This window comes from Pseudomonas sp. RL (assembly GCF_000647775.1).
In the GTDB taxonomy this organism is placed as follows: domain Bacteria; phylum Pseudomonadota; class Gammaproteobacteria; order Pseudomonadales; family Pseudomonadaceae; genus Serpens; species Serpens flexibilis.
Genome location: NZ_JBOY01000185.1, coordinates 1 through 1193, shown reverse-complemented (window position 1 = coordinate 1193; position 1193 = coordinate 1). Strand labels below are relative to the sequence as shown.

At 71.9% G+C, this 1193-nt stretch carries 1 protein-coding gene; it reads left to right on the top strand.

Annotation, left to right across the window (positions count from 1 at the left end):
• Positions 1-85: 85 nt before the first annotated feature.
• The coding region (locus AS93_RS0117970; RefSeq protein WP_027591874.1) for a DNA polymerase Y family protein at positions 86-1193 on the top strand (1108 nt) is incomplete at its 3' end.

The following is a 1193-nucleotide window of genomic DNA, read 5'->3' as shown; positions in this document are numbered from 1 at the left end:
GTCCTCAAGTGTCGCGGCGGCCTGGCCCCGGCCCGGCCGATCGCCACAGCCGCCTTGGCCAGCGGCGGCGGGCACTGAGACCGTCATGCGCTGGGCCTGCATCCTCTTTCCGCAACTGGCCATGGATGGCGTGCTGCGCCAACGGAGCGACGCGGACGCGCCGCTGGTTCTGCTGGCCGGCACGGCGCAACGGCGCCGGCTGCAGGCGGTCAACCCGGCGGCGCGCGCCCTGGGCCTGAAGCCTGGCCAGTCGCTCACCGCCGCCCAGGCGCTCAGCCAGCACTTCGCTACTGCCGAATACGATCCGGCGGCCATCGAGCGCTGGCAGCAGCTGCTGGCCGCCTGGGGCTACCGCTTCAGCGCCCAGGTAAGCCTGCACTATCCGCGCTGCCTGCTGCTGGAGGTGCAGTCCTCCCTCGGCCTCTTCGGCCCCTGGCCGCGCTTCGAGGCGCGTCTGCGTGAGGAACTGACCTCCCTGGGCTTTCGCCACCGCATCACCGTGGCGCCCAATCCCACCGCCGCGCGGGTGCTGGCCAATGCCCATGATGGATTGGCGGTGGGCGACGAAGCGCTGCATCAGGCGCTGGCTCTGTTGCCGGTGGAGCGCCTCGGCTTCTCCCGCGAGGCGTCCAGCGCCTTTGCCCGCATGGGCGTGCGCAACCTGGCGCAGCTGCTCGCCCTGCCTCGCGACGGCCTGGCCAAACGCTTTCCGGCCGAGGTGCTGAGTCAGTTGGACACGCTGCTCGGCCAGCGCCCGCTGGCCCTGGCCTTCTACCGACCGCCGGATGTGTTCGAGGCGCGCATCGAGCTGAACTTCGAGGTCGAGTCGCACCAGGCGCTGCTCTTCCCGCTGCGCCGGCTGACCGCCGACCTGGCCACCTACCTGGCGGGGCGCGACAGCGGCGTGCAGCGTTTCGTCCTGCACCTGGAACACCGCAACCGCCCCGCCAGTCAGGTGCCGGTCGGCCTGCTGAGCGCCGAGCGCGAGGCCGCCATGCTCTTCGAGCTGACCCGGGGCCGCCTGGAGCAGCAGCAACTGCCGGAGCCGGTGCTGGCGGTGCGTCTGGTCGCCCGGGACCTGCCGCCCTTCGTGCCGGAACACCAACGGTTGTTCGAGGAACGCCCGCAACAGTCGCTGCCCTGGGAACAGCTGCGCGAGCGCTTGCGCGCCCGCCTGGGCGACGACGCTGTGC